This is a genomic window from Micromonospora sp. NPDC005413 (genome assembly GCF_040606435.1).
Taxonomy (GTDB): domain Bacteria; phylum Actinomycetota; class Actinomycetes; order Mycobacteriales; family Micromonosporaceae; genus Micromonospora.
This window is the reverse complement of sequence record NZ_JBEXEV010000019.1, coordinates 1-18,631: the sequence shown is the minus strand read 5'-3', so window position 1 is coordinate 18,631 and position 18,631 is coordinate 1. Positions and strand designations below refer to the sequence as shown.

Here is an 18,631-nt window from a genome sequence, read left to right as displayed (position 1 = left end):
GATCAACGACACGGCGCTTCACCCTATGGCCGAGGCGCCGCCCATGGGGGGCGCCCCGTCGCTGCGTGGTTGGATGGTCCGGTGACTGGTGACCTGATCCCCGGCGCTGCCGGCGCCGCCTCCGCCGCCGCCCCCGTGGACCCGGATCTGGTGGTCAGCCTCGACAGCGTCGGCGTGCGCCGGTCCGGTAACGCCCTCGTGCAGGACCTGACCTGGCGGGTCGAGCTGGACGAGCGCTGGGTGGTGCTCGGGCCCAACGGGGCCGGCAAGACCACCCTGCTCAACCTCGCCGCAGGCCGTCTGCACCCCACCACCGGTGTCGCGCACGTGCTCGGTGAACGGATCGGCCGCACCGACGTCAACGAGCTGCGTACCCGCATCGGGCTCTCCACCGCCGCACTCGCCGAGCGGCTGCCCGCCGAGGAGCGGGTCAGCGACGTGGTGGTGACCGCCGCCTGGTCGGTGGTCGGCCGCTGGCGGGAGAGCTACGAGCGCGGCGACGAGGCGCGGGCGCGGGCGCTGCTGAGCCAACTCGGCATCGGTGGCCTCGCCGAGCGCCGCTACGGCACCCTCTCCGAGGGCGAGCGCAAGCGGGTGCAGATCGCCCGTGCCCTGATGACCGACCCGGAGCTGCTGCTGCTCGACGAGCCCGCCGCCGGCCTCGATCTGGGTGGTCGGGAGGACCTGGTCGCCCGACTGGCCGAGCTGGCGTACGACCCGGACGCCCCGGCGATGGTGCTGGTCACCCACCACGTGGAGGAGATCCCGCCGGGGTTCACCCACGCGCTGCTGCTGCGGGAGGGCGGGGAGGTCGCCCAGGGTCTGCTCGCCGAGACACTGACCGGTGACAACCTCTCCAAGACCTTCGGGCTGCCGCTGGTGGTCGAGCGGTCGGGTGATCGCTACACCGCTCGGGCTGCCTGAGCGCCGGACAGGGCGGAGACGACCGTGCCGCAGACCCGGGTTGCCGTGATCGGCAGCGCCAACATGGACCTGGTCGCGATGGCACCCGCGCTGCCGCGACCGGGCGAGACCATGCTCGGCACCGATTTCGTGATGGTGCCCGGCGGTAAGGGCGCCAACCAGGCCATCGCCGCGGTCAGGGCCGGCGCCTCCTGTACCTTCCTCGGCGCGATCGGCTCAGATGCCTTCGGCGTCACCCTCAAGGCCCGCATCACCGGGGCCGGGGTGGACACCAGTCAGCTGCGCGTGGTCTACGGCACCTCCGGTGTGGCGCTGGTGATGGTCAACGCCCAGGGGGAGAACGCCATCATGGTGACCCCCGGCGCCAACGACGCACTGGTCAGCCTCACCGAGGAGGAGTTGGCCACCGTGCGCGCGGCGGACGTCCTGGTCGCCCAACTGGAGATTCCGGTGCAGACGGTGACAGCCGCCGCGGTTTCCGCCCGTGCCGCCGGCACCCGGGTCATCCTGAACGCCGCCCCGGCCCGGGATCTCCCACCCGAGCTGCTGGCCGCCGTGGACGTGCTGGTCGTCAACGAGGGCGAGGCGCAGGCGCTTGCCGGCCGTGGCCGGGAGGAGCCCGGGGCGCTGCTCGACCTGGCCCCCCGGGCCGTGCTCACCCTCGGCGGTGAGGGCGCCTGGTACGTCGACCGGGAGGGCGCCGACGTGCACGTTCCCGCCGTCCGGGTCGACGTGATCGACTCCACCGCCGCAGGCGACGCGTTCACCGCCGCGCTGGCAGTCGGCTGGGGCGAGGGGCGCGACCTGGTCGACGCGGTGCGCTGGGCGTCGGCCGCCGGCGCCGCCTGCGTACGCAAGCTCGGCGCCTCGGTGGCGTTACCCCAACGCGCCGAGATCGACGAGTTGTACGCCCGGGGCTGACCCCGCGCTACGCCGACCGGCCCGTCGCCGCGCCGGTCCGGAAGGCCCGGCGGTACGCCGACGGCGAGGTCAACATGACCCGACCGAAATGGTGGCGGTAGGTGACCGGGGTGTCGAAGCCCACCGCGCCGGCGATCTGCTCGACCCCCGCATCGGTCTCCTCCAGCAGCGCCAGACTGGCCCGGACCCGCTGGTCGATCAGCCACCGGATCGGGCTGCTCCCGGTGGCCCGGGCGAAGTGCCGCAGGTAGGTGCGGGGCGACATGTGCGCCTGCCCGGCGAGCTGGGCCACGGTCAGCGGATCGGCCAGGTGCGCGAGCGCCCAGTCGATGCTGCCGGCGATCCGATCGTCGTCCGGGTCGGTGCTCACCGGCGCCTCGACGAACTGGGCCTGCCCACCGTCGCGGTGCGGGGGGATCACCAGCCGGCGGGCGACGGCGTTGGCGATCGCCGCGCCGTGGTCCCGCCGTACCACGTGCACGCAGAGGTCGAGCCCGGCGGCGCTACCGGCGCTGGTGAGCAGGTCGCCGTCGTCGAGGTAGAGCACGTCCGGGTCGACCTCGACCCGCGGGTACCGCCGCGCCAGCAGCTCCGCGTACTGCCAGTGGGTGGTGGCTCGCCGACCGTCCAGCAGCCCGGCGCCCGCCAGCGCGAACGCGCCAGAGCAGATCGACATGATCCGGGCACCATTCCGGTGCGCTCGGAGCAGGGCGCTCACCAACTCGGATGACGGGTCGGCGGTCACGTCGGGCACGCCGGGAACGATGACCGTCTGCGCCGCCGCCAGCGCCGCGAGGCCGTACGGGGTGTGCAGGCTGGCCCCTCCGACGACCGGCACCGGCCCGGGCCGCTCAGCGCAGACCACCAGGTCGTACCAGTCGACGTCGAACTCGGGCCGGGGCAGTCCGAACACCTCGGTGACGATGCCGGTCTCGAACACCGACATCCCCGGGTACGCGAGCACGGCGACGCGGTGCCCGGCGGCGGGCCGACGGGCCGTTGGTATCGGGAGTGGGTCGGCGGCCACGGCGTGGGTCGGCATGGCGGGATGTTAGCGCAGGACGTCGTTTCCGCCACTCGTCTGGCGCGGGGACGACGGCCAGGATCGGTGCATGACCTTCACCTTCGCCGTCCCAGCAGCCGATCCGGCCACCGCCACCGCCCACCTCCTCGCCCGGCTCAGCGTCGAGACCGACGTCAGCGACGTGCACGCCGACCTGTCCGCCCGTACTCCCGGGTTGGTGGTCGTCGACTCCCGGGGGGAGGTCGCCTGGGCGCAGGGACACCTGCCAGGAGCGGTGCACCTGCCCACCGCCGAGATCGCGACCCGGGCTGCCGAGCTGATCCCGGCCGGCTCCGCGGTGGTCACCTACTGCTGGGGGCCGGGCTGCAACGGTGCGACCCGGGCCGCGTTGGAGTTCGCCCGGCTCGGCCACCCGGTCAAGGAGATGCTCGGCGGGTTCGAGTACTGGGTGCGGGAAGGGCTGCCGGTAGTGACCGGGAACGGGCTGACCCGGCGCCCGGTCGACGACCTGACCGCGCCCCGGTCCACGATCACCTGCGACTGCTGACCTGGCGACGGACACGTCGTCGCTGGCCGGCGAGGGCTCAGACGGCGGGATCGTCGATGAGCTTCTCGCCGCGCCGGCGCAGCATGCCCAGCCCCGGGATGCCGGCCACGGCCAGCTTGAGGTCGCGGGTGACGTCGAGCAGATCGTGCAGGTCGGGCCCGACCCGGTCGAGGGTGGCCAGGATCGGCATGATGTCCGCCGTCAGGTGCTCCTTGAGCTTGGGCAGCTCGTCGATCAGGTGGATCGCCGCGGTGATCTCCTCCTGACTGAGCTGCTCGACGAACCGCTCGGTCATCGGTGCGGCACGCCGCAGCGCCGGCTCGTACGCCGCCAGCAGCTCGGCCGCCGTGGCTGCCGCCTCCGCCGCGGTGCCCACGGTGACGGCGGCCCGGCTGGCCACCGCGTCGGCGTCGGTGAGCACCTGGTCGGTCCGGTCCAGGGTCGTCTCGATCCGGTCCACCACCCCGTTGATTCGGGCCAGCAGCGCCTCAACCCCGTCCAGCACCGCGAACGCGCGGGCGGGCACGGCGGCGAAAGAGGCGGCTGAGCCGAGCGTCTGGTCGAGCGCGGATCGGGTCAGGCCGACCAGGGCGGCCGGTGTGGGGAGGGGAATCGCCATGGGATCAAGTGTGCGCCCGCCGCGCCGCAACCGCCCGACGCCGGGGGCCGGCGTGGCCCCCGGAGGGAGCCGCGGGTGGCGTTCCAGCGGTAGGGTGCCGGCATGTCGGCCCCCTCGCCGCACCGACCGCCGAGCACCCGCACCGCCGTTCTGGTCGCCATGCTGGCGGTGGCCGCCGCCGCGCTCGGCACGCTGGTGCTGGTCCGGGCGGACACCGGCCTCACCGCCCGGAAGGTCACCGTCGGCGGGGTGCCGATGACCGAGGTACGTGCCGGCCCTGCGACGCCCGGGGTGCGGCGGCCGGGCGTGGTGATCGCGCACGGCTTCGCCGGCTCGGCTCAGCTGATGCGCCCGATCGCCGACACCGTCGCCCGGCGGGGAGCGGTGGCGCTGCTGTTCGACTTCGCCGGACACGGTGCCAATCCGGCCCGGCTGCCCGGCGTGGGCGCGGGCACGTCCGCCGCCACGCTCGCCGCCGACCTGGACACCGCCGTCGGCTACCTACGCTCCCGGCCGGACGTCGATGAGGACGGGATCGTCCTGGTCGGACACTCGATGGGCGCTGGCGCGGTCACCCGGTACGCCGCCGGGCACCCGGAGATAGCCCGTACCGTGGCGATCTCGCTGCCCGAGGCCGGCGAGCTGCCGCCGGGACGGCCCGCGGAGCTGCTGCTGATCGTGGGCGGTGCGGAGTTCCCCGCCTTCCGCCGGGCGGCCGACGACGCCGTCCGGCGCGGCGCGGGAACGAACCGAAAGCCAGCGGTGGTGGTGCCCGGTGCTGAGCACATCTCGGTGCTCTTCGCGACGCGTACCCATGAGGAGATAGCCGCCTGGCTGCCCGGCGGCGACGGCACCGCCCGGCCGCGACCGACCGCCCGGCTCGCCGGGGCGGCGCTGCTGGTGTTCGCCTTCGTCATCGGCGTGGTTCCGCTGGCGGCCCTGCTCCTGCCGCGCAGGGCAACCGGCCGCCGACCGGCCGAATCGCCCTCTGGCCTGGACGTCGACGCCCCGGCGCCGTCCGGCGGCCGGGTGCCGTTCGGTGGGCTGCTCCTGTTCGCGCTGGCGGTGCTCGCGGCCGGCGTCGGCGCGGCCGTCGCGGTGGTGTTGCCGACCACCCGGCTCCCACTCGCGGTCGGCGGCTACGTCACCGGCTTCCTGCTGGTCACCGGATTGCTGTTGGTCGCTGGTCAGCGCTGGCTGCCGAGCGTGTTCGGCACGCCGCAACCGCCGTCCGGCACGGCCGTGGTGGCGGCGGGTTGGACAGCGGCGGGCCGGCGCGCGCCGGGTCGGACCGCCGTAGCGGCGTTGGCGTTGACCGGGTACGCCGTCCTCGCCGTCGCGCTGCCGATCCACCTCGGACTGACCTCGGCGCTCCCGGTCGGTGCCCGCTGGTGGCTGCTTCCGCTGGTGGCGGGCGCCTGCCTGCTGTTCCTGCTCGGCGTCGAGCTGGTTGCCGCCGTGCGGACGGGGCGACATCTGCTGGTCGTCGCGGTCACCGTGCTCGTGCTGACCGGGTCGGCGCTGGTCGGTCTGGCACCCGGGTTCGTGCTGCTGGTGGTGCCGCTGTTCGCGCTGCTGCTCGGCTGGCAGGCCGTCTGGGCGGCCGTGCTGCGTCGGTACGCCGGCCCGCGCTGGCTGCCGGCCCTGCTGGGTGCCGCCCTGGTGGGCTGGCCGATCGCCACCACCCTGCCGTTGAGCTGATCGGCCCGGTCCTACCGGCCGGTGTGCGGGCGACGCGCTGCGCCCACCAGATCAGCGGCCTCGCCGCGCCGGGTGGTCATCGATGGTCCCCCTGCTGTTCGACGGCACGCTGCACGGCCCGGTAGATCTGCCCGAACCGTAGCGCGTCCGGGGTGCGCACCAGCAGATCCTCCCGGCCGTGGTGCTGCACCCACAGCTCGTGCACGTGACTGCCGCGCTCGTAGGAGCGATCCAGCCAACTCAGGGGAATCTCCAGGAACGGGGTCAACGCCAGCGCCCCCACCGCGCAGGCCGCGAGGATGATCAGCGCCAGCTGCCAGTTGCCCCGGTCCTGCGCCGACCAGGCCAGCGACAGCACGCAGACCACCGCGACCAGCGGCGGCAGCGACAGCAGCAGGACCAGGACACCGCGACCCAGCACCCGGCCACGCACCGCGAGGGTCTTCTGCCCCCGCGCGTGCCAGACGAACGTCACGTCGGACAGGGCGATCACGTGACCGCCCGCCCGGATCGACTCGGAGGTCACCTGCACCGCGTCGTCCCGGTAATAGAGGGTCATCACTAAGCCTAACCACCGGCGGGCAACCCCCGCCTCGCCCGGCTCTCGTCACACGGGGCTCGACGAAGGCCAGGTTGGGGGGGCGGGGGTGGTGCGAAGCGCCTCTGGAGCTGAATCGTTTGCGACATCACGCTCGCGCGTTGTCGCGCCCCGGTTCGTCTGCGACAGTGCGAGCCCGGCTGATTCGTTTACGACATCAGCTCCAAAGGCACCGTCGGACAGATGGCCCCGCCCGCGCTGACGCACCCGGTTGCTGTCGCTTCAGCGAACCCACCGGCGGCGACCAGGCACTCTCGCCTTGACGGGGGCCTAGCGGCGGGTGGCGGGGCGGGCTGGTTGGCTGTGCTCGACCGCGCGCTGCACCGCCCGGTAGATCTGCCCGAAGCGCAACGCGTCACCGGTGTGCAGCAACCGCACCGGCTGGCCGCGCCAGCGCGCCCACATCTCCAGTTGCCGGCTGCCCCGGGCGTACGAGCGGTCGAGGTGCTCGAAGAGGAAGTCGGCGACCGGCCCGACGGCCAACCCGACCAGCACCGACGCCCCGACGATCGCGATCGTCACGGTGGGCGAGCGGTGCAGCCAGACAGCCACGCCGATGCCCAGGACCGCCGCGACCAGCGGACCGGCCAGTGCGGCGCCGATCGCGCCCCGCCCCACGAGCACCCGCCAGGAGCGGGTGCCACGGCGGTGCCAGATCATGGTGATGTCGGACAGCGCGTAGCTGCGGCCATCGACTCGGACGGTGGTGGAGGTGACCTGCACCGACCTGTCGTCGTAATAAGTGGTCATGGCTGGACTCCCGCCCGCGGGGCTGACACCACACTACTTACCCAAACGAGTCGGGTCGTAAGGTTGGCACGCGACTTCGACGAGGAAGTGAGGGCAGCGTGGGCGAGTTCGTTCGGCTGGAGACCAAGGACGGCATCGGCACCATTCGGCTGGAGCGGCCGCCGATGAACGCGCTCAACACCCAGGTGCAGGAGGAGTTGCGCGCCGCCGCCACGGCGGCCACCGCCGACCCCGAGGTCCGCGCCGTCATCGTGTACGGCGGGGAGAAGGTCTTCGCCGCCGGTGCGGACATCAAGCAGATGGCCGAGATGTCCTACGTGGACATGGCTGACCGGGCCGCGAACCTGTCCAGCGCGCTCGGCGCGATCGCCCGGATCCCCAAGCCGGTGGTCGCCGCGATCACCGGGTACGCCCTGGGTGGCGGTTGCGAGCTGGCGTTGGCCTGCGACTGGCGGGTGGTCGCCGAGGACGCCAAGCTCGGCCAGCCGGAGATCAAGCTGGGCATCATCCCCGGCGCGGGCGGCACGCAGCGGCTGGCCCGTCTGGTCGGCCCGGCCCGTGCCAAGGACCTGATCATGTCCGGGCGGATGGTGGACGCTCAGGAGGCGCTGCGGATCGGCCTGGCCGACCGGGTCGTCCCGGCCGCCGAGGTGTACGACGCGGCCGTCGCGCTGATCACGCCGTACCTGACCGGGCCTGTGCAGGCGCTGCGCGCGGCGAAGCTGGCGGTCGACGGCGGCCTGGACATGGATCTGAACTCCGGTCTGGCCTGGGAGAGTCAGCTCTTCGCGGCGCTGTTCGCCACCGACGACCGGCGTGAGGGCATGGCGGCCTTCGTCGAGAAGCGCAAGCCGGGCTTCACCGGCCGCTGACCAAGGGTCGGGGCGGCAGGTGACTCACCGGTAACCTGTGATCCCGGCCACGGACGATGGGAGCGACATGACGGAGCGGATCGAGGGTCACGGCGGCGAGTTGGCGCTCGCGGCACTACGCGCGCACGGCGTACGGGAGATGTTCACACTCTCCGGCGGGCACGTCTTCCCGCTCTACGACGCCGCGCACAAAACCGACTTCCCGATCTACGACGTCAGGCACGAGCAGTCAGCGGTCTTCGCCGCCGAGGCGGTGGCCAAGCTGCAGCGCCGCCCCGGCCTCGCCGTGCTCACCGCTGGGCCCGGTGTCACCAACGGCATCTCCGCCATGACCAGCGCGTTCTTCAACGCCTCCCCGGTGCTGGTGCTCGGGGGCCGCGCCCCCGCGTTCCGCTGGGGATCCGGCAGCCTGCAGGAGATGGACCACCTGCCACTGGTCGCCCCGGTCACCAAGCACGCCGAGACGGTGTTCAGCACCGACGACATCCCGCGTGCGGTGGGTGCGGCGCTCACCGCCGCGCTCACCCCGCACCGCGGCCCGGCCTTCCTCGACTTCCCGCTCGAGACGGTCTTCTCGGTCTCCGAGGTCGACCTGCCCGCCGTGACGGGCGTCGACCCGGTCGTGCCGGACCCGGAGGAGGTCGGCCGCGCCGCGATGCTCATCGCCGGGGCGCAGCGACCGGTCATCATCGCCGGCTCCGACGTGTACGCGGGTGACGCGGTCCCCGCACTGCGCGAGGCGGCCGAGGCGTTGCAGGTGCCGGTCTTCACCAACGGTATGGGCCGCGGTTCGCTTCCACCGGAGCACCCGCTCGCGTTCGCCAAGGCCCGCCGGGCCGCGCTCTCCGGCGCCGACGTGGTCGTGGTGGTCGGCACCCCACTGGACTTCCGGCTCAGCTTCGGTGACTTCGGCGACGCCAAGGTGGTGCACATCGTCGACGCGCCCACCCAGCGGGCGACGCACGTGCAGCCGGCCGCCGCCCCCGCCGGTGACCTACGCCTGATCCTCTCCGCGCTGGCCGACCACTCCGGCGACCGGGCCGACCACACCGACTGGATCGCCGACCTGCGCGTCGCCGAGGACGCGGCGAAGGCTCGGGACGCCGCTGAGATGGCCGCCGAGACCGACCCGATCCGGCCGGCCCGGATCTACGGCGAGCTGCGTCGGGTGCTGGCTCGCGACGCGATCACCATCGGCGACGGCGGCGACTTCGTGTCGTACGCCGGGCGGTACCTGGAGCCGGCCCAGCCCGGCACCTGGCTGGACCCGGGCCCGTACGGCTGCCTGGGCACCGGCATGGGCTACGCGATGGGCGCCCGGGTCAGCCACCCGGACCGGCAGATCTGCGTGCTGATGGGCGACGGGGCTGCCGGCTTCTCGCTGATGGACGTCGAGTCACTGGTCCGCCAGAAGCTGCCGGTGGTGATCGTCGTCGGCAACAACGGCATCTGGGGGTTGGAGAAGCACCCGATGCGGGCCATGTACGGCTACGACGTGGCCGCCGACCTGCAGCCCGAGCTGCGCTACGACACGGTGGTCAGCGCGCTCGGCGGGGCGGGGGAGACGGTCGCCAAGGCGGCCGATCTGGGCCCCGCTCTGCAGCGGGCGTTCGACGCCGGAGTGCCGTACCTGGTCAATGTGATCACCGACCCGACCGACGCGTACCCCCGGTCGTCGAACCTGGCCTGAGTCGCACCCGCCGCCGCCGTCGTCCCTCAGCGGGGCGGCGGCGGCGCGCTCACACCTCCGGCCGGTCACCCTCGCGCGGCGGCTCACCGTCGCGGCGGCGCAGGTCGTCCTCGCGGCGGCGTAGGTCTTCCTCCCAGCGGCGAAAGAGCTCCTGGTCCTGCTGCTTGGCGCGGTCCTGCACGGAGCGCAGGAACTCCGGGTCGTCGTCGGGAGCGACCGGTCGGGGGCGCTGCCGTTCGGCGGAGCCGGTGCCGCCCGGCCAGCCCTTGCGGGCGCCGGAGCTGGGCTCCCGACCGATGATGAACCAGGCGATCGAGCCGACCAGCGGGAAGAACAAGATGATCAGCACCCAGGCTATCCGGGGGAGGGCACGGATCTGGCCCTCCTCGGCGGAGAGACAGCTGATCAGCGCGCAGACCGCGAGAACGATCTGCACCAGGAAGAGGAGTACGCCAAGCCGGGCCATGCACCCATCATGGCGCACCGAATCCCGTCACCACAGTCTGAGAAGCACGAGCAGCACTCCCAGTAGCGCGAGCCCCGCGGTGCCCAACGCGACCAGGGGCAGTGTCCGGCCGCCGGTGCGGGCCGGACCGGTGCCGGTGCCCCGGGGCCAGCAGAGCACCAGCAGGGCACCCCACACCAGCACGGTGACGCCGGCGATCAGCACCGCGGTCGGGTCGCCGGTCGATGCCAGCCGGACGGCGAGCGCGGTCACGACGGTCAACGTGAGCAGGGTGCGCCGCCACGCCAACCGGGTCCGCTCCGGTTGCAGCCCTGGGTCGCGTCCGGCGCTCATTGCCCGCCGATCGCCCGGACCAGGACGGCGACCACCAGCAGCACCGCCCCGGCACCGACGGCGAGGGCGAGGATGGCGGGAAACCGGGACGCGGGCAGCTCCTGACCGAGGCGGATGGCCCGTTCGGTACGCGCCCAGTGGTCCACCGCGCGGATCGCGACGGCGCCGCCGAGCAGCAGCAGTGCGACCGCGATCACCTCCCGCAGATGGCCCATCGGCAGGGGCGGCAGGAACTGTGCGACGGCCAACCCGCCGCCGACCAGCGCCAGCCCGGTGCGCAGCCAGGCGAGGAAGGTCCGTTCGTTGGCCAGGGAGAACCGGTAGTCCGGCCGTTCACCGACCGAGCCCAGCTCCGCCGGGTCGAACCATCGCCTGATCGCCGCCCACACGGAGGGAGATTATCCGCTTCCCCTCCCGCTTAGCCTGGGTCGGTGACTGATCTCGACGTGATGACGCTGCGTACGGCCTATGACAACCAACTCCGCCCGGAGATCCCCGACCCGGTCCCGGCCGGGGTGACGGTGGAGCGGGACGGGCCGCTGGTCCGGATCTTCGGGCTCGACGCCGGTGGGTTCCTCACCTACCGCAACCTCGCCGGATTGACCGGTGACGCGCTGGACGACCTGATCGCCCGCCAGGTGCAGTTGTTCCGCGAGCGCGGCGAGTCGGTGGAGTGGAAGCTCAACGAGCACGACGAACCAGCGGACCTGGCGGACCGCCTGCGCGCCGCCGGCTTCGTCGCGGAGGACCGGGAGACCGTCGTGATCGGGCCGGTCGCGCCGCTGGCCGCCGCGCTGCCGGTCGTCCGCGAGGGGGTACGCCTGCGTGAGGTGACCTCCCGGGCCGACCTGGAGCGGATCGCCGCCATGGAGGAGGAGGTCTGGCAGGAGGACCGGTCGCATCTCATCGGGGGTCTGGCCAAGGAGATCGACGCCGACCCGCACTCGATCACCGTGGTGGTGGCCGAGGCGGGCGAGACGGTGGTGAGCGCCGGCTGGGTGCGTTTCCCGGCGAACACCGGCTTCGCCACTCTCTGGGGCGGCTCCACCCTGCCGCAGTGGCGTCGCAAGGGCATCTACCGGGCGTTGGTCACGTACCGGGCGCGGCTGGCCGACCAGCGGGACCGGACGCTGCTGCAGGTCGACGCATCCGAGGACAGTCGGCCGATCCTCCAGCGGCTCGGCCTCGTTCCGGTCACCACCACCACCCCGTACGTCTACACTCCGTGATCATGGAGCAGCGGTTGACGGACGAGGAGCGGCTGACCCTCAAGACCGGTGTCTTCGGTGCCGTCTTCCTGGTCTCCAACGCCGACCCGGGGATGGTGGGGGTGATCCGGGAGAGCTTCGCCGCCTCCGGCGCGCTGGCCGACGCCAGCGGGGTGGTCAAGGATGCGTTGACCAGCGGTCCGCTGCCCCGACTGCCCCGGGACTCCCAGTTGGAGATCGAGTCGGTGGTGCTGCCGGCGCTCGGCCGGGCGGTGCGGATCCTGCGGGAGAAGTCACCGGCGGACGTGGACGCGTACCGCGAGGTGGTGTTGACCGCGGCGGACCGGGTGGCCCGGGCGCACGACGGGATCGCGCCCGCCGAGGCGGCGGCCATCGACCAGATCCGCGGTGCGTTGGCCGAGCCGACCTGACCGGCCGCCTGCCGGTGAGCTGTGTCACTCTGAGGGCCTCGGGAGCGCAACCTACTGGCAGGTAACATTGCGTCGTGGGCAACTGCACAGCAGCCCGCGGTTGACCTGGCGTCGACCAACGCGCGACGCTGCGCCCATACCGGGCGAGCGAATCGCACCACCACACAGGAGGGTCGTCGAAGCGCGATGAATATCGTCGTACTCGTCAAGCAGGTGCCTGATTCGGGCGCGGACCGCAACCTGCGCAATGACGACAACACCGTCGACCGCGGTTCGGCGAACAACGTGATCAATGAGATGGACGAGTACGCCATCGAGGAGGCGCTGAAGATCAAGGAGGCGCACGGTGGCGAGGTCACCATCCTGACCATGGGTCCGGACCGGGCGACCGAGTCGATCCGCAAGGCGCTCTCCATGGGCCCGGACAAGGCCGTGCACGTGGTGGACGACGCCCTGCACGGTTCCTGCGCCGTCGCCACCTCGAAGGTGATCGCCGCCGCGCTCGGTCAGCTGGGTGCCGACCTGGTGATCTGCGGCGCCGAGTCCACCGACGGTCGGGTCCAGGTCCTGCCGCACATGATCGCCGAGCGGCTGGGCGTCGCGGCGCTCACCGGCGCCCGCAAGCTCACCGTCGACGGTGCCACGCTGACCGTCGAGCGGCAGACCGAGGAGGGCTACGAGGTGGTCACCGCCTCCACCCCGGCCGTGGTCTCCGTCTGGGACACCATCAACGAGCCGCGCTACCCCTCCTTCAAGGGCATCATGGCCGCGAAGAAGAAGCCGGTGCAGACGTTCTCCCTGGCCGACCTCGGTGTCGCGCCCTCCGAGGTGGGCTTCGATGGTGCCACCAGCGCCGTCGTCGAGCACACCAAGCGCCCGCCGCGCTCCGGCGGCGCCAAGATCACCGATGAGGGCGAGGGCGGCGTCAAGCTGGTCGAGTTCCTCGCCACCGAAAAGTTCGTGTGAGAGCGGGTCTGAACATGTCTGAGGTTCTCGTCGTCGTCGAAGCCACCAAGGAATTCGGCGTCAAGAAGGTCACCCTGGAGATGCTCACCCTCGCCCGCGAGCTGGGCACCCCGAGCGCGGTGGTGCTCGGCGGTGCTGGCGCCGCGGAGGCGCTGAGCGCCAAGCTGGGCGAGTACGGCGCGGAGAAGATCTACGCCGCCGAGGGTGACGAGATCGACGGCTACCTGGTGGCTCCCAAGGCCACCGTGCTGGCCGAGCTGGTCAAGCGGGTCGAGCCGGCCGCGGTGCTGCTGGCGTCGGCTCAGGAGGGCAAGGAGATCGCCGCCCGGCTCGCCGTCAAGCTCGACAACGGCATCCTGACCGACGTGGTCGGCCTGGCCGCAGACGGCACCGCCACCCAGATCGCCTTCGCCGGCTCCACCATCGTCAAGTCCAAGGTCACCAAGGGCCTGCCGCTGGTCACCGTCCGGCCCAACTCGGTCACCCCGACCGCTGCGGCGGCCACCCCGGCGATCGAGCAGCTCACGGTGTCGGTCAACGACACCGACAAGCTGGCCAGGGTCGTCGAGCGCGTCGCCGAGCAGAAGGGCTCCCGCCCCGAGCTGACCGAGGCCGGCGTGGTCGTCTCCGGCGGTCGCGGCGTCGGCAACGCCGACAACTTCAAGCTGGTCGAGGAGCTCGCCGACCTGCTCGGCGGCGCCGTCGGAGCGTCCCGGGCGGCCGTCGACTCCGGCTTCTACCCGCACCAGTTCCAGGTGGGCCAGACCGGCAAGACGGTCTCCCCACAGCTCTACGTCGCGCTCGGCATCTCCGGTGCCATCCAGCACCGGGCCGGCATGCAGACCTCGAAGACCATCGTCGCGGTCAACAAGGACGGCGAGGCGCCGATCTTCGAACTGGCCGACTTCGGCGTGGTGGGTGACCTGTTCAAGATCGTCCCGCAGGCTGCCGAGGAGATCCGCAAGCGCAAGTGACCCTGCCGGTACGCCGGCACCGCACGACAAAGGAGTGGCCGCCCAAATGTGGGCGGCCACTCCTTTTCGTAAGAGCTGATCGGCGGGCCGGGGAGCTGAACCGGCCTGCCGATCAGCCCGTCAGGGTGCCCCTCAGCAGGCTGTCGCCTGAGTGGCGGCTGTTGTTGTCGAACTGCTCGGCGGAGACGTCGACCACCGAGTAGCTCTTGAGGTCGGCCGTCGGGGGTAGTGGCAGCAGAGCATCGGGACCGCCACCCAGGGTGCCGACCGAGAACATGTCCATCGTCGTCGGATTGATGAGCCAGACCTCGTAGTACCCCGGAACGCTCGGGAGATTCGCCACATGCAGATGCAGTTGGCCGTCCTGGAGAACCCGCGCGTCACCCTTGGCCGCTGGTGGCGTCGATCCGTACGCCGCCAGTGGCGCGCTGGCCACCACCACCTGTGTCGGGGCGGGGGCCGGGTCGTCCGGGCGCAACACGGAGACCGTGCCCAACACCCCGACCGCTGCGGCGGCGACCGCGGTCACCGCAACCGACGCCCAGCGGGACCAGCCACGGCCCCGGCGGGAATGGCGCCCCGAATCCAGCCGGGTGACCGTCGGCTCGGCCGTCGTGCCGCTGACCTGCTCAGGCACCTGCTGCCGACGGGTGTCGGTCAGCGACGGCAGGGCCTCCGCAGCGCTGATCTCCGCCGCGATGCCCTGCCAGATGTGCTCCGGCGGGTCGGGTAGGTCACCAAGGTCCTGCGTCTCCGCGCCGAGCCCAGCCACCCGCTGGAGGGTCGCCATCTCCACCCGGCAGTGCGCGCAGGTGTCGAGGTGGGTGCTCTCCCCGTTGTCCGCCTCGCTCTCACCGAGCGCCAGAAAGACCAGCCGGTCGTGGTCCAGGTGCTGCACCGTCCACCTCCCATCTGCGTTTCAAGCTCGCCATGCCGCGCCGGATGTGGCTCTTCACGGTGCCCAACGGCACCCCGGTCACCGTGGCTATCTGCTGGTGTGTCAGGTCGTCGTAGAAGGCCAGCTCCAGCATGCGCCGCTGGTCGTCCGGGAGACGGGCCAGCTCGTCGGCGATCACGAGCCGGTCCACCACCCGATCCGGGTCGGGGTCGGTCTGTGCCGGCTCGGGCAGCTGCCGGACCGTCTCCACCACCCGGGTCTCCCGGGCCGAGGCCCGCATCCGGTCGATCACCTTGCGCCGACCGATGCCGAGCAACCAGCCGATCAGCGATCCCTTGGCCGGGTCGAAGGTGTCCCTGCCCAGCCAGGCTGCGACGAATGTCGCCTGGGTCACGTCCTCGGCGTCGCTGCGGTTGGCCAGCATGGAAGTTGCCAGGTGGAGCACGGCACGGCCGTACCGGTCGTACGCCTCGCGGAGCGCCACGTCGTCGCCCGCGCGGAAGCGGAGGTCGAGGTCGTCCACCGGGGGATCCGGTTCCTGTCGTAGGGCCGTCATCGAGCGGCTCGCCTTCGATGGGGCATACCCGACTGTAGCTGGCACAGTCTCCGCCCCACTCTCCCGGTCGATGTCATCTCACCAGCTCTTCGTCTCGCGGACCCGATCTGGATGCGGGCGGGGCCGGAAAAGAAATCGCGTCGAGAGCGCATCCACCCGTCGCGCAGCCGGCGTAATCCGTTCTGCAAGCCAGGCCTGACGAACCAGCACCACCTAGCAGGAGGCAATACATGCAGCTCTCGTACTTCCGTCGGGTCGCCGCGGGCGGAGCCGTCGCCGCGCTGGCCTTCGCCGGGGTCGGCGCGATCACCGCGACCCCCGCATACGCCGCCACGTCGAAGGTCTCCGTCGTGCACGGCATCCCGGACACCCCGGTCGACGTCTACGTCAACGGCAAGAAGACGCTGGACAACTTCAAGCCCGGCGATGTCGCTGGTCCGCTGAACCTGGAGGAGGGCGACTACGACATTGCGCTCACCAAGCCCGGCGAGCCGATCGGCAGCGCGATCCTCAAGGTCGACAACGCCGCTGTTCCGGGCGGGGCGAACATCAGCATCGCGGCACACCTCGACGCCGAGGGCCAGCCGAAGATCACCCCGTTCGTGAACGACGTCTCGAAGGTCGACGCCGGTAAGGCCCGGCTGATCGTCCGGCACACCGCCGCCGCCCCGGCGGTGGACGTGCGCGCCGGCGGCACCCCGGTCTTCAAGGGTCTCACCAACCCGAACGAGGCCAAGGGCGACGTCGACGCCGGCAACGTGAAGGCGGACGTGGTTCTCGCCGGCACCGACACCGTGGCCATCGGCCCGGCGGACCTCAACCTCAAGGAGGGCACCGCGACGATCGTCTACGCGATCGGCTCCGCCGAGGGCAAGACCCTCGACGTGGTGGCCCAGACCATCACCGGCCTGCACTCCGCCCCGGGCGGCGTGCCGAGCGGTGACGGTGGTCAGGCCGGCACGGGCGTGAACACCTGGTGGTACATGCTCACCGGCGCCGGCGTGCTCCTGCTGCTCGGTGGTGGGGTGCGGATGGCGACCGCGCGGACCGGTCGCAAGTGACGGTGCGCAACCGCGGCGCGCTGGCGGCCCTGGCCGCCGGCGTTGCCGTGCTCACCGTCGCCACCCTGGTGGCGTGCGGCTCCCAGCCAGCCGAGGACGTCGGCGCGGAGGAGGCGAGCACCCTGGCGTCCGCCACCGCAACGCCTCCGGCCAGCGGCGGCGACTCGTCGGTCCCGGTGACCGCCGGTGACCTGCCGGCCGACGGGAAGATCGTCCCGCCGGTCCGGCTGGTGATCCCGGGAATCGACGTCACCGCGACTGTCAACGCGGTGGGCATCAACGAGCGGACCAACGAGTTCGAGGTGCCGCCGAGCGTCGACCAGATCGGCTGGTACCGGTACGGTCCCGGCCTGGAGGCCGATGCCGGCTCGGTGGTCATCGCCGGTCACGTGGACAGCGCCAAGCAGGGCAAGGGCGCGTTCTTCCGCCTACGGGAGCTGGACCAGGGTGACACCCTGACTGCGACCGGCAGCGACGGCAAGGCACGGCAGTTCCGGGTCATCGCCCGGGAGGAGTACACCAAGACCAAGATCCCGTTGGATCGGTACTTCGCCCGGGACGGCAAGCCGCGACTGACCCTGATCACCTGCGGTGGGCCGTTCGACGCCAAGGCCCGCAAGTACCGCGACAACATCGTCGTCACGGCGGTGCCCGCCTGATCGGGTCCACCGGCGTCGTGCCGGGGTGGGAAGAGCCTCTTCCCACCCCGGCCGCGCTGCTCCGCAGACCGGCCGATCGCCGGAGTCCCCTCCGGCATCGGATCCCCGACCTGTCGGCCGTAGGCTGACCGGTGATGGCTTACCTGGATCACGCGGCGACGACTCCGATGCTCGATGAGGCACTGGAGGCGTACGTTGCTACCGCCCGCGAGGTCGGCAACGCGTCCTCCCTCCACGCGTCGGGTCGCCGCGCCCGCCGCCGGGTCGAAGAGTCCCGCGAGCGGGTGGCCGCGGTGCTGGGCGCCCGGCCGTCTGAGGTGATCTTCACCGGTGGCGGCACTGAGAGTGACAACCTCGCGGTCAAGGGCATCTTCTGGGCCCGCCGGGGAGCCGGCCCCGACCGCCGACGAGTGGTCTCCAGCGCCGTCGAGCACCATGCGGTGCTTGACGCGGTCGACTGGCTGGCTGAGCACGAAGGCGCCGAGGTCGGCTGGCTGCCGGTGGACGCCGCCGGTCGGCTCGACCCGGAGGACCTGCGTGCCGAGCTGGCCGCGCACGCCGAGCGGGTGGCCGTGGTCACCACGATGTGGGCGAACAACGAGGTGGGCACCGTCCAGCCGGTCGCCGAGCTGGCCGCCGTCGCCGCCGAGCACGGCGTGCCGTTCCACACCGACGCCGTCCAGGCGGTCGGTCAGGTGCCCGTCGACTTCGGCGCCAGCGGGGTCGCCGCGCTGACCGTCACCGGGCACAAGTTGGGCGGCCCAACCGGGGTGGGCGCGCTGCTGCTCGCCCGGGACGTTGCGGCCACGCCGCTGCTGCACGGCGGCGGTCAGGAACGCGACGTACGCTCCGGCACCCTGGACACCGCCGGCATCGTCGCCTTCGCGGTCGCCGTCGAGACGGCGGTGAAGGGCCAGCAGGAGTACGCGGCCCGGGTGGCCGCGCTCCGCGACGACCTGATCGAGCGGGTTCGCCGGGCGGTGCCCGAGGTGATCTACAACGGTGACCCGGCGGACCGGTTGCCCGGCAACGCGCACTTCTCCTTTCCGGGCTGCGAGGGTGACGCCCTGCTGCTCCTCCTCGACGCCCAGGGCATCGCCTGCTCGACGGGTTCGGCCTGCTCGGCGGGCGTGGCCCAGCCGTCGCACGTGCTGCTGGCGATGGGTGCCGACGACGACCGCGCCCGCTCCTCACTCCGTTTCACCCTCGGCCACACGAGCACCGAGGCCGACGTCAATGCCCTGATAGCGGCCCTCCCCGCAGCGGTAGACCGAGCCCGCCGAGCCGCAGCCCTCCGAACCCCCCGCTAACCCGCGCCCCGCGCCCCGTGCCCCGTGCCCCGTGCCCCGCGCCCCGTGCCCCGTGCCCCGTGCCCCGCGCCCCGTGCCCCGTGCCCCGTGCCCCGCGCCCCGTGCCCCGCGCCCCGCGCCCGC

At 72.3% G+C, this 18,631-nt stretch carries 22 protein-coding genes; 13 read left to right on the top strand and 9 right to left on the bottom strand.

The genetic code is table 11. From position 1 onward, the window contains the following. Positions 1 to 81: 81 nt before the first annotated feature. A complete protein-coding gene (locus ABZS37_RS20025) occupies positions 82 to 924 on the top strand; it encodes an ABC transporter ATP-binding protein (protein WP_355170943.1) in 843 nt (280 codons plus the stop codon). Positions 925 to 948: 24 nt separating this feature from the next. After that, complete coding sequence (locus ABZS37_RS20020; protein ID WP_355170941.1) at positions 949 to 1,845, top strand: ribokinase; 897 nt, start codon at positions 949 to 951, stop codon at positions 1,843 to 1,845. Positions 1,846 to 1,852: 7 nt separating this feature from the next. Here ABZS37_RS20020 and ftrA read toward each other — a convergent pair whose 3' ends face one another. Then, entirely contained in the window at positions 1,853 to 2,887 is a 1,035-nt protein-coding gene (gene ftrA, locus ABZS37_RS20015) for a transcriptional regulator FtrA (protein ID WP_355170939.1), read from the bottom strand. Positions 2,888 to 2,957: 70 nt separating this feature from the next. Here ftrA and ABZS37_RS20010 point away from each other — a divergent pair, with 70 nt between their 5' ends. Beyond that, the gene (locus ABZS37_RS20010; RefSeq protein ID WP_355170937.1) at positions 2,958 to 3,416 is read left to right on the top strand and encodes a rhodanese-like domain-containing protein; all 459 of its coding nucleotides are present in this window, start codon (positions 2,958 to 2,960) and stop codon (positions 3,414 to 3,416) included. Positions 3,417 to 3,453: 37 nt separating this feature from the next. Here ABZS37_RS20010 and ABZS37_RS20005 read toward each other — a convergent pair whose 3' ends face one another. Continuing rightward, the gene (locus tag ABZS37_RS20005) at positions 3,454 to 4,035 is read right to left on the bottom strand and encodes a hypothetical protein (RefSeq protein WP_355170935.1); all 582 of its coding nucleotides are present in this window, start codon (positions 4,033 to 4,035) and stop codon (positions 3,454 to 3,456) included. A 102-nt stretch (positions 4,036 to 4,137) separates the two neighbouring features. Between ABZS37_RS20005 and ABZS37_RS20000 the strand changes: the two genes are divergently transcribed. Beyond that, on the top strand, positions 4,138 to 5,736 hold the full coding sequence (locus tag ABZS37_RS20000; RefSeq protein ID WP_355170933.1) for an alpha/beta fold hydrolase: 1,599 nt from the start codon (positions 4,138 to 4,140) through the stop codon (positions 5,734 to 5,736). 76 nt (positions 5,737 to 5,812) lie between these two features. On the opposite strand, the gene ABZS37_RS19995 is transcribed toward ABZS37_RS20000, so the two are convergent. Both ABZS37_RS19995 and ABZS37_RS19990 read right to left on the bottom strand, forming a co-directional pair. Then, positions 5,813 to 6,295, bottom strand: a complete 483-nt coding sequence (locus tag ABZS37_RS19995) for a DUF6232 family protein (protein WP_355170931.1) — start codon at positions 6,293 to 6,295, stop codon at positions 5,813 to 5,815. Between the two features lie 309 nt (positions 6,296 to 6,604). After that, a complete protein-coding gene (locus ABZS37_RS19990) occupies positions 6,605 to 7,084 on the bottom strand; it encodes a DUF6232 family protein (protein WP_355170929.1) in 480 nt (159 codons plus the stop codon). A gap of 98 nt (positions 7,085 to 7,182) precedes the next feature. Between ABZS37_RS19990 and ABZS37_RS19985 the strand changes: the two genes are divergently transcribed. Both ABZS37_RS19985 and ABZS37_RS19980 read left to right on the top strand, forming a co-directional pair. Beyond that, positions 7,183 to 7,956: an enoyl-CoA hydratase-related protein gene (locus ABZS37_RS19985; RefSeq protein ID WP_355170927.1), complete on the top strand. Its 774-nt coding sequence runs from the start codon at positions 7,183 to 7,185 to the stop codon at positions 7,954 to 7,956. 67 nt (positions 7,957 to 8,023) lie between these two features. Next, positions 8,024 to 9,646, top strand: a complete 1,623-nt coding sequence (locus ABZS37_RS19980; protein WP_354997045.1) for an acetolactate synthase — start codon at positions 8,024 to 8,026, stop codon at positions 9,644 to 9,646. Positions 9,647 to 9,695: 49 nt separating this feature from the next. On the opposite strand, the gene ABZS37_RS19975 is transcribed toward ABZS37_RS19980, so the two are convergent. From ABZS37_RS19975 to ABZS37_RS19965, 3 genes are read right to left on the bottom strand one after another with little or no spacing between them, the layout of a single operon-like run. Continuing rightward, positions 9,696 to 10,112 carry a PLD nuclease N-terminal domain-containing protein gene (locus ABZS37_RS19975; RefSeq protein WP_355170925.1) on the bottom strand — a complete coding sequence of 139 codons (417 nt, stop codon included), beginning with the start codon at positions 10,110 to 10,112 and terminating at the stop codon, positions 9,696 to 9,698. Positions 10,113 to 10,139: 27 nt separating this feature from the next. Further along, complete coding sequence (locus tag ABZS37_RS19970; protein WP_355170923.1) at positions 10,140 to 10,445, bottom strand: DUF202 domain-containing protein; 306 nt, start codon at positions 10,443 to 10,445, stop codon at positions 10,140 to 10,142. After that, positions 10,442 to 10,834 (bottom strand): DUF202 domain-containing protein, encoded by a 393-nt coding sequence (locus tag ABZS37_RS19965; protein WP_355170921.1) that lies wholly within the window; start codon positions 10,832 to 10,834, stop codon positions 10,442 to 10,444. Before ABZS37_RS19965 ends, ABZS37_RS19970 begins: the two co-directional genes overlap by 4 nt. Before the next feature lie 42 nt (positions 10,835 to 10,876). On the opposite strand from ABZS37_RS19965, the gene ABZS37_RS19960 reads away from it, so the two are divergent. The 4 genes from ABZS37_RS19960 to ABZS37_RS19945 all read left to right on the top strand — a co-directional run bounded on the left by ABZS37_RS19960 (position 10,877) and on the right by ABZS37_RS19945 (position 14,024). Next, a complete protein-coding gene (locus ABZS37_RS19960) occupies positions 10,877 to 11,674 on the top strand; it encodes a GNAT family N-acetyltransferase (RefSeq protein WP_355170919.1) in 798 nt (265 codons plus the stop codon). Positions 11,675 to 11,676: 2 nt separating this feature from the next. After that, entirely contained in the window at positions 11,677 to 12,084 is a 408-nt protein-coding gene (locus ABZS37_RS19955; protein ID WP_355170917.1) for a hypothetical protein, read from the top strand. 186 nt (positions 12,085 to 12,270) lie between these two features. Then, positions 12,271 to 13,050: an electron transfer flavoprotein subunit beta/FixA family protein gene (locus ABZS37_RS19950; protein ID WP_355170915.1), complete on the top strand. Its 780-nt coding sequence runs from the start codon at positions 12,271 to 12,273 to the stop codon at positions 13,048 to 13,050. A 14-nt stretch (positions 13,051 to 13,064) separates the two neighbouring features. Further along, positions 13,065 to 14,024: an electron transfer flavoprotein subunit alpha/FixB family protein gene (locus tag ABZS37_RS19945; RefSeq protein WP_355170913.1), complete on the top strand. Its 960-nt coding sequence runs from the start codon at positions 13,065 to 13,067 to the stop codon at positions 14,022 to 14,024. Positions 14,025 to 14,136: 112 nt separating this feature from the next. On the opposite strand, the gene ABZS37_RS19940 is transcribed toward ABZS37_RS19945, so the two are convergent. Then, on the bottom strand, positions 14,137 to 14,922 hold the full coding sequence (locus ABZS37_RS19940) for an anti-sigma factor (RefSeq protein ID WP_355170911.1): 786 nt from the start codon (positions 14,920 to 14,922) through the stop codon (positions 14,137 to 14,139). Further along, positions 14,876 to 15,478 carry a sigma-70 family RNA polymerase sigma factor gene (locus tag ABZS37_RS19935; protein WP_355170909.1) on the bottom strand — a complete coding sequence of 201 codons (603 nt, stop codon included), beginning with the start codon at positions 15,476 to 15,478 and terminating at the stop codon, positions 14,876 to 14,878. The genes ABZS37_RS19940 and ABZS37_RS19935 overlap by 47 nt, the downstream gene beginning before the upstream one ends. Before the next feature lie 230 nt (positions 15,479 to 15,708). On the opposite strand from ABZS37_RS19935, the gene ABZS37_RS19930 reads away from it, so the two are divergent. From ABZS37_RS19930 to ABZS37_RS19920, 3 genes are all read left to right on the top strand, one after another. Then, on the top strand, positions 15,709 to 16,539 hold the full coding sequence (locus ABZS37_RS19930) for a DUF4397 domain-containing protein (protein ID WP_355170907.1): 831 nt from the start codon (positions 15,709 to 15,711) through the stop codon (positions 16,537 to 16,539). Further along, entirely contained in the window at positions 16,536 to 17,198 is a 663-nt protein-coding gene (locus ABZS37_RS19925; protein WP_355170905.1) for a class F sortase, read from the top strand. Before ABZS37_RS19930 ends, ABZS37_RS19925 begins: the two co-directional genes overlap by 4 nt. Before the next feature lie 134 nt (positions 17,199 to 17,332). After that, positions 17,333 to 18,508 (top strand): cysteine desulfurase family protein, encoded by a 1,176-nt coding sequence (locus ABZS37_RS19920; protein ID WP_355170903.1) that lies wholly within the window; start codon positions 17,333 to 17,335, stop codon positions 18,506 to 18,508. Positions 18,509 to 18,631: the final 123 nt, after the last annotated feature.

Excerpts from the sequence above, each read along its gene's own strand:
- ftrA (WP_355170939.1), bottom strand. The coding sequence starts at position 2,887 with ATGCCGACCCACGCCGTGGCCGCCGACCCACTCCCGATACCAACGGCC.
- ABZS37_RS20010 (WP_355170937.1), top strand. The coding sequence starts at position 2,958 with ATGACCTTCACCTTCGCCGTCCCAGCAGCCGATCCGGCCACCGCCACC.
- ABZS37_RS20005 (WP_355170935.1), bottom strand. The coding sequence starts at position 4,035 with ATGGCGATTCCCCTCCCCACACCGGCCGCCCTGGTCGGCCTGACCCGA.
- ABZS37_RS20000 (WP_355170933.1), top strand. The coding sequence starts at position 4,138 with ATGTCGGCCCCCTCGCCGCACCGACCGCCGAGCACCCGCACCGCCGTT.
- ABZS37_RS19995 (WP_355170931.1), bottom strand. The coding sequence starts at position 6,295 with ATGACCCTCTATTACCGGGACGACGCGGTGCAGGTGACCTCCGAGTCG.
- ABZS37_RS19990 (WP_355170929.1), bottom strand. The coding sequence starts at position 7,084 with ATGACCACTTATTACGACGACAGGTCGGTGCAGGTCACCTCCACCACC.
- ABZS37_RS19980 (WP_354997045.1), top strand. The coding sequence starts at position 8,024 with ATGACGGAGCGGATCGAGGGTCACGGCGGCGAGTTGGCGCTCGCGGCA.
- ABZS37_RS19975 (WP_355170925.1), bottom strand. The coding sequence starts at position 10,112 with ATGGCCCGGCTTGGCGTACTCCTCTTCCTGGTGCAGATCGTTCTCGCG.
- ABZS37_RS19970 (WP_355170923.1), bottom strand. The coding sequence starts at position 10,445 with ATGAGCGCCGGACGCGACCCAGGGCTGCAACCGGAGCGGACCCGGTTG.
- ABZS37_RS19955 (WP_355170917.1), top strand. The coding sequence starts at position 11,677 with ATGGAGCAGCGGTTGACGGACGAGGAGCGGCTGACCCTCAAGACCGGT.
- ABZS37_RS19950 (WP_355170915.1), top strand. The coding sequence starts at position 12,271 with ATGAATATCGTCGTACTCGTCAAGCAGGTGCCTGATTCGGGCGCGGAC.
- ABZS37_RS19945 (WP_355170913.1), top strand. The coding sequence starts at position 13,065 with ATGTCTGAGGTTCTCGTCGTCGTCGAAGCCACCAAGGAATTCGGCGTC.
- ABZS37_RS19935 (WP_355170909.1), bottom strand. The coding sequence starts at position 15,478 with ATGACGGCCCTACGACAGGAACCGGATCCCCCGGTGGACGACCTCGAC.
- ABZS37_RS19930 (WP_355170907.1), top strand. The coding sequence starts at position 15,709 with ATGCAGCTCTCGTACTTCCGTCGGGTCGCCGCGGGCGGAGCCGTCGCC.
- ABZS37_RS19920 (WP_355170903.1), top strand. The coding sequence starts at position 17,333 with ATGGCTTACCTGGATCACGCGGCGACGACTCCGATGCTCGATGAGGCA.